Origin of the sequence: Pseudoflavonifractor phocaeensis, from assembly GCF_016901735.1 — a bacterium.
Classification (GTDB): domain Bacteria; phylum Bacillota; class Clostridia; order Oscillospirales; family Oscillospiraceae; genus Pseudoflavonifractor_A.
Genome location: NZ_JACLZC010000102.1, coordinates 1 through 6,225 on the forward strand (window position 1 = coordinate 1; position 6,225 = coordinate 6,225).

General features: G+C 61.4%; 9 protein-coding genes. 7 read left to right on the forward strand and 2 right to left on the reverse strand.

Annotated features, from left to right (window positions below; translation table 11 throughout):
• The first annotated feature begins 171 nt into the window (after positions 1–171).
• The 7 genes from H7U37_RS14150 to H7U37_RS14180 all read left to right on the forward strand — a co-directional run bounded on the left by H7U37_RS14150 (position 172) and on the right by H7U37_RS14180 (position 4,750).
• Complete coding sequence (locus tag H7U37_RS14150; RefSeq protein ID WP_204876696.1) at positions 172–1,212, forward strand: stage III sporulation protein AE; 1,041 nt, start codon at positions 172–174, stop codon at positions 1,210–1,212.
• Positions 1,213–1,214: 2 nt separating this feature from the next.
• On the forward strand, positions 1,215–1,712 hold the full coding sequence (locus H7U37_RS14155; RefSeq protein ID WP_204876698.1) for a stage III sporulation protein AF: 498 nt from the start codon (positions 1,215–1,217) through the stop codon (positions 1,710–1,712).
• Complete coding sequence (locus tag H7U37_RS14160; protein ID WP_204876699.1) at positions 1,709–2,230, forward strand: stage III sporulation protein AG; 522 nt, start codon at positions 1,709–1,711, stop codon at positions 2,228–2,230. The genes H7U37_RS14155 and H7U37_RS14160 overlap by 4 nt, the downstream gene beginning before the upstream one ends.
• Positions 2,231–2,241: 11 nt before the next feature.
• On the forward strand, positions 2,242–2,835 hold the full coding sequence (locus tag H7U37_RS14165; RefSeq protein WP_204876700.1) for a SpoIIIAH-like family protein: 594 nt from the start codon (positions 2,242–2,244) through the stop codon (positions 2,833–2,835).
• Positions 2,836–2,950: 115 nt separating this feature from the next.
• Entirely contained in the window at positions 2,951–3,367 is a 417-nt protein-coding gene (locus H7U37_RS14170) for a hypothetical protein (protein WP_204876701.1), read from the forward strand.
• Positions 3,364–4,254 (forward strand): DNA/RNA non-specific endonuclease, encoded by an 891-nt coding sequence (locus H7U37_RS14175; protein WP_204876703.1) that lies wholly within the window; start codon positions 3,364–3,366, stop codon positions 4,252–4,254. The genes H7U37_RS14170 and H7U37_RS14175 overlap by 4 nt, the downstream gene beginning before the upstream one ends.
• A gap of 106 nt (positions 4,255–4,360) precedes the next feature.
• Positions 4,361–4,750 (forward strand): Asp23/Gls24 family envelope stress response protein, encoded by a 390-nt coding sequence (locus tag H7U37_RS14180; RefSeq protein ID WP_204876704.1) that lies wholly within the window; start codon positions 4,361–4,363, stop codon positions 4,748–4,750.
• 64 nt (positions 4,751–4,814) lie between these two features.
• On the opposite strand, the gene H7U37_RS14185 is transcribed toward H7U37_RS14180, so the two are convergent.
• Both H7U37_RS14185 and H7U37_RS14190 read right to left on the reverse strand, forming a co-directional pair.
• Positions 4,815–5,165 (reverse strand): hypothetical protein, encoded by a 351-nt coding sequence (locus H7U37_RS14185; RefSeq protein ID WP_204876705.1) that lies wholly within the window; start codon positions 5,163–5,165, stop codon positions 4,815–4,817.
• A 309-nt stretch (positions 5,166–5,474) separates the two neighbouring features.
• On the reverse strand, positions 5,475–6,225 hold a 751-nt coding region (locus tag H7U37_RS14190; protein ID WP_204876707.1), incomplete at its 5' end, for a pyridoxal phosphate-dependent aminotransferase.

The following is a 6,225-nucleotide window of genomic DNA, read 5'->3' on the forward strand; positions in this document are numbered from 1 at the left end:
GGAGACGGCGGGGGCGGTGCTGGCCCTTTATGTGTCTCTGCCCTTGCTCCAGGCGGTGCTGGACGCCCTCACCCAGTTGCTTTCGTAAAATATCTCACGGTTTTGCTCTGCCTGCTGGCTGTATTTTTCGTTCCCGCCCAATGTTCCTCCGTGGCGGGGGGACAGGAAATCATGGAGGGGGTGCTGGAATCCCAATCGGAGGCGCTGGACCTGGAAGGGCTGGAGGAGGCCGCGGGGGAATACGGGACGGAGATTTTGCTGTTGGAGGACGGCGGTTTGGAGCAGGGCTTGCAGTCCGTGCTGGACACGGGGAGCGCGGCGCTGGATGGGGTAGTGCGCAAGGGGGTGCGCAGCGCGGTGCTGCTTTTGGCGGTGGTGCTGCTGTGCGGACTGGCGGAGGGCTTCAGCGACGGCTTTGGGATAAAGGGTGCGCTGGACCCCACTGCGGTGGTGGGTGCACTGGCGGTAGCGGCCATCGCGGTGGGGGATGTAAACACCTTGGTGGGTTTAGGGAGAAGCGCGCTGGAGGAGATGGACGGCTTTTCCAAGGTGCTGCTGCCAGCCACGGCGGCGGCGGTGGCGGCCAGTGGAGCGCCCACCCAGGCGGCGGCCCGTCAGGTGGCCACGGTGCTCTTTTCCGACGTGCTCCTCACCCTGATGGACCGGCTGCTGCTGCCCGTCCTCTACGCCTATCTGGCGGCCTCCATGGCCTGGGCGGCGGTGGGGAACGAGGGGCTGCGCCGCCTGGCGGAGCTGCTGCGGCGGCTTTGTACCTGGGCGCTGAGTATTCTGCTGACGGCGTTTGTGACCTACCTCACCGTCAGCGGGGTCATCGCGGGCAATACCGACGCCCTGGCCCTGAAGGCGGCCAAGCTGACCATCTCGGGCATGGTGCCGGTGGTGGGCGGCATCCTGTCCGACGCGGCGGGGACGGTGCTGGCCGGCGCGGGCATCTTAAAAAACGCCATCGGGATTTTCGGCATGACGGTGATTTTGTCCATGTGCGTGCTTCCTTTTTTACAATTGGGGGTGCACTATCTGCTCTATAAACTCACCGCCGCGCTGACCGCCACGGTGTCGGATGGGCGGACGGCGGGGCTGATTGACAGCATCGGCGGGGCTTTTGGCCTGGTGCTGGGCATGACGGGAGCGGGGGCGCTGCTGCTGCTGGTGAGCCTGGTTTCTGCGGTATCGGTGACGGTGGGGGGATAAGAATGGAGTGGATGCGGAATTGGGTGCTGGGGGTAACCTGCGCGGCCATGGTGGCCGCGGCGGCCCAGACCCTGCTCCCCAAAGGGGCGGTGGGACGGATCAGCCGCTTTACCGGCGGGCTTCTCCTGCTGCTGGCGGTGGTGGGGCCGGTGTTCACCCTGGACGAGTCCGCCCTGTCCCAGGCGCTGGCCCGCTGGCGGGAGAGCGGCGAGCTTGCGGAGGTACCGGCGGCGGCGCAGGTGAACGGCGGCGCCATGGAAGCGCTCATAGCCCGGGAGGCCGGCGCATATATTGCGGGCAAGGCGGCCACTTTGGGGGCGGACTGTACGGTGGAGGTGGAGGTGCGCACCGAGGGGGAGTATCCGGTTCCCTGGTCGGTGGCGGTGACGGGTGAGTTGACCGAGGCACAGAAGGAGGATCTGCGCTGGCAGATCGAGGCGGATTTTGCCATCCCGGAGGAGCGGCAGACCTACCGGACGGGAGAGGGGGGAGCGGAATGACGGCGGAGACGTGGAAGAGCTGGGGGAAGAAGCTGGCGGAGGGAGCCATGCGCTACCGGTTCGTGCTGCTGGTGCTGCTGGCCGGGGCGGCGCTGCTGCTGTGGCCTTCCGGCGGGGATGGAGACACGGCGGACGCCGTCCAAAGTACGGCCCAGAGCTGGGACTACGGGGTGGAGGCGCTGGAAGAACGGCTGTCCCAGGTACTGTCTCAGGTGCAGGGCGCGGGGGAGGTGGAGGTGGTGCTCTCTCTCCAGACAGGCCCCAGGCAGATCCTGGCCAAGGACAGCGAAAGCGAGCTGGGGGAGGACGGCCGGAAGGAGGAGACCACGGTGGTGCTCTCCCGGGGCTCCGGTTTGGAAGAGACGGTAACGGTGCAGCAGATTTCGCCCCAATTTCGCGGGGCGCTGGTGGTATGCTCAGGAGGCGGGGACCCTGCCGTCCGGCTGGCGCTGACCGAGGCGGTCTCGGCGCTGACCGGCCTGGGAGCCGATAAAATATCCATCTGTCAAGGAAAGTGAGGCGTAAAAGGATGAAATTATGGAAGCGCAACGCGGTGGTAGCCGCCATCGTGGTGTTTGTGTGTGCGGCGGTGTATCTGAATTGGACCTATGAGCAGGAGACGGACGCGGGGAAGGTGCTGGGGCAGGCGGAGCTGGTGGGGGCGGAGAGCAGCGACCCTCTGCTGACCGGAGGAGCGGCAGATCCCAGTGCCTCGCCGGCGGTCTCGGCAGCGGTCAGTCCCGCTCCGTCGCCCACGGCGGCCCAGACCTCGGACTACTTTGCCTCGGCCCGGCTCAACCGGCAGGAGGCGCGGGACAGCGCGCTGTCTCTTTTGCAGGATGCGGCAGCCAACGAGGAGGCGGACGCGGCGACCCTTACCGAGCTGAACGAAGCCATTGAGACCATGGCCAGCAGCACGGTATCGGAGGCCCAGATCGAAAACCTGGTGATCGCCAAAGGGTATGCCGACTGTGTGGCGTTTCTCAATGAGGGAAGCGCCAGCATCGTAGTGGCGCCGGTGGAAGGGGGCCTGACCGAGGCGGATGTGGCCCGTATCGCGGAGATCGTCACCGACGAAACGGGACTTACATCCAGTCAGATCAAGATCATCGAATGTGAATAAGAATATGGCGCGGTGGGGCGTTCTTTCCCACCGCGTCTTTCTTGTATTTTGGGAAAAGGGATGGTATAATGCCATTGGGCAGACTAGAACATAGGAACGATAGAAAGGAGGTACCATGTATCTCATTTACTGTGTGGACGACAGAGGCGGGATTTCCTTTGCCGGACGGCGGCAGAGCCGGGACCGGGTAGTCCGGGCGGATATGCTGGCCATGGCGGCGGGAAGGGCGCTTTGGATGTCGCCCGCCTCGCGGAGGCAGTTTATCGAGCCGGAGGCCGGGGCGGTGATCTGTGCCGACGAGGACTTCCTCGCCCGGGCGGGGGCGGGCGCGCTGTGCTTTGTGGAGGACCGGCCCGCCCGGCCCTGGCTGGAGAAAACGGAGGGATTCATCCTCTATCACTGGAACCGGGTCTATCCGGCGGACCTTTACCTGGACGTTCAGCCGCCGGCGGAGGGATTCCGGCTGGCGGAAACAGTGGAATTCCCCGGTTATTCCCATGAAAAAATCACAAAAGAGGTGTATATAAGATGAAACGAAAGACGGCCTTTCTTCTGGCGCTGCTGCTGGCCTTTTCGCTGTGTCTGGCGGGCTGTGAGGATGGGATGCTCCCCGCCGGGTCGGTCACGGAGGATATGGTGTACGAGCTCTCCGACCTACCGGCCTATGACGGCTCTCCCTATGTGGTAATCAATGACAACCAACCCGCCTTTACCGAGGCGGACCTGACCACCGATTCCTATGAGACTTACAGCGAGCTGGACGCGCTGGGCCGGTGCGGCGTGGCCTGGGCCAATGTGGGGGTGGACCTGATGCCCACCGAGGACCGGGGCAATATCGGTCAGGTAAAGCCCACCGGCTGGCAGACGGTGAAATACGACATTGTGGACGGCAAGTATCTCTATAACCGCTGCCACCTCATCGGCTTCCAGCTCACCGGCGAGAATGCCAACGAGAAAAACCTCATCACCGGCACCCGCTATATGAACGTGGACGGGATGCTGCCCTTTGAAAATCTGGTGGCCGACTACGTCAAAGAGACGGAAAACCATGTGCTCTACCGGGTGACGCCCATCTTTGAGGGGGAGGAGCTGGTGGCCCGCGGAGTACAGATGGAGGGGCTGAGCGTGGAGGATGAGGGCGACGGCGTATGTTTCAATGTGTTTGTGTATAACGTCCAGCCGGGCATCACCATTGACTACGCCACAGGCGACAGCGCGCTTTCCGGTGAGGAGAGCGACACGACCACCGGCGACGGGCAGGGCGTATCGTACATTCTGAATACCAGCTCAAAGAAATTCCATCTGCCCGACTGCTCCAGCGCCGCCGGCATCAGCGAGGGGAACCGGGAGGAATATACCGGCGACCGGCAGGACCTGATCGACCAGGGTTACGCGCCCTGCGGGGTCTGTAAGCCGTAGGATTGGAAAAAGTGCAAAAAAACTATTGGTATTTTCCACTCTGTGTGGTACAATAATTAACAGTTATCCAATTCTTGTTGTACGACAAAAAGGAGCGTGACCTGGAATGGCCGATGCAAGAGAGTACGTTTCCCGTCCCGACGAGCTGGGAACGATCCATATATCGGAGGAAGTGCTGGCGGTGATCTCTGCCGCCGCAGCGCTGGAGGTCGAAGGCGTGGTCAGCCTGGCGCCCAACCTGGGCAATGACCTGGCGGAGCTGCTGGGAAAGAAGGGCAGCCTGTCCCGTGGGGTCCATATCGCGGTAAACGGGGATACGGTCAGCGTGGAACTGTCCATCCTGGTGGCCTATGGGTGCGTAATCCCCGAGGTGGCCCAGGCGGTACAGGAGGCGGTTTTGACCGCCGTGGACAACACCAGCGGCCTGCATGTGGAGTGCGTAAACGTAAATGTAGCCGGCGTTTCTTTCGGGAAGGACGCCAAAAAGCAGGGCTGAGCAATCAATAACAGCAAAAATGGACGGCCGGGAGGCCGTCCATTTTTTGCCCGCTTCGGCAGCGTCAGTTTGACTTGGTGATAGAGACGATCACAGGGGCCTCCTCCTCGGAATCCAGCGTTCCGGTATAGGTGATATCCACCGTATCGCCCTCTTCCAGGCCGTCTGTGGTGACCCCCTCGCCGTAATCCATAACGCGGTATTCTTCGTCATCAGTCAGTAGGACCAGGAAGGGCCCCAGCCGGTTGATGATGCCATGTACCGTCTTTTCTCCATTCGTCTCCTCCGAATCGGTGACCGTCTGGCTGGGAGTGGGGGAGAGGGACGCCTCCGCTTTCTTGGAAGAGGGAGTGCATGCGGTCAGCATCAGCAGGAGCGTCAGGACCACCCCGCAGAGAACACCCAGTTTTTTCATCTTACCATTCCTTTCTGTTTGGTTTTATCCGGGTTCACTTATTAAGACTCGCAGCGGCCCGATATAGTTTTGATGATCTCATGAAGGATGCTTTAATATTTTATAAACAGAAAGGGCCCCGGACCATTGGTCCGGGGCCGAATGGAAGTAATTTCTTGGTTTTGTATCACCTAACAGTAAGGCGCTTGACGGAAGCTTTCTTTGCCTGGCCCTCCGTTCCTGCACGGCTTGACAATGACGCGCCAGATGAGAGCTTTCTTTGCCTACTTTCTTTCTCGAAAGAAAGTAGGTTCTCGAAAGAAAAGTCGGTCAGGACATTTTGGCTTTCAGGTCGGCGAGGCGGTCGAGGGCGGCGTAGAGGGTTTCGTCCTTTTTTGCGAAGTGCATCCGGACGATGTTCTGGACGTCCTCCATAAAGAAGGAAGTGCCGGGCACGCAGGCCACGCCCACCTTCCGGGCCATTTCCTCGCAGAACTCCACGTCGGTCTGTCCCTTCTTGAGGTAAGGGCCGATGTTGGCCAGGACAAAGTAGGTGCCCTCAGGGTCGGAGTAAGGGATGCCCAGGTCGGTAAGGCCCTGAGTGAAAATATGTTTCATGTGGGCGTAATGGGCGCCGAACTCCTCGTAGTAGCTGTCGGGCATTTCCAGGCCCACGATGGCGGCCTCCATCAGGGGGGAGGGCGCGCCCACGGCGTTGAAGTCGTGATACTGCTTGATCTTGTCCATCAGGTGCTGGGGGGCGATGGCGTAGCCCAGACGCCAGCCGGTGACGGAGTAGGTCTTGGAGAGGGAGGAGCAGGACACGGTACGCTCCCACATACCGGGGAGGCTGTTCATGTAGATGTGCTTGTGGGGGGCATAGACGATGTGCTCATAGACCTCGTCCATGATGGCGTACACATCGTACTTGATGCACAGGTCGGCGATGAGCTTGAGCTCTTCCATGGTAAAGACCCGTCCGCTGGGATTGGAGGGGTTGCAGATGAGGATGGCCTTGGGATGCTGCTTAAAGGCGTCCTCCAGGACGTTGGGGTCAAAGCGGAAGGTGGGGGGGATAAGG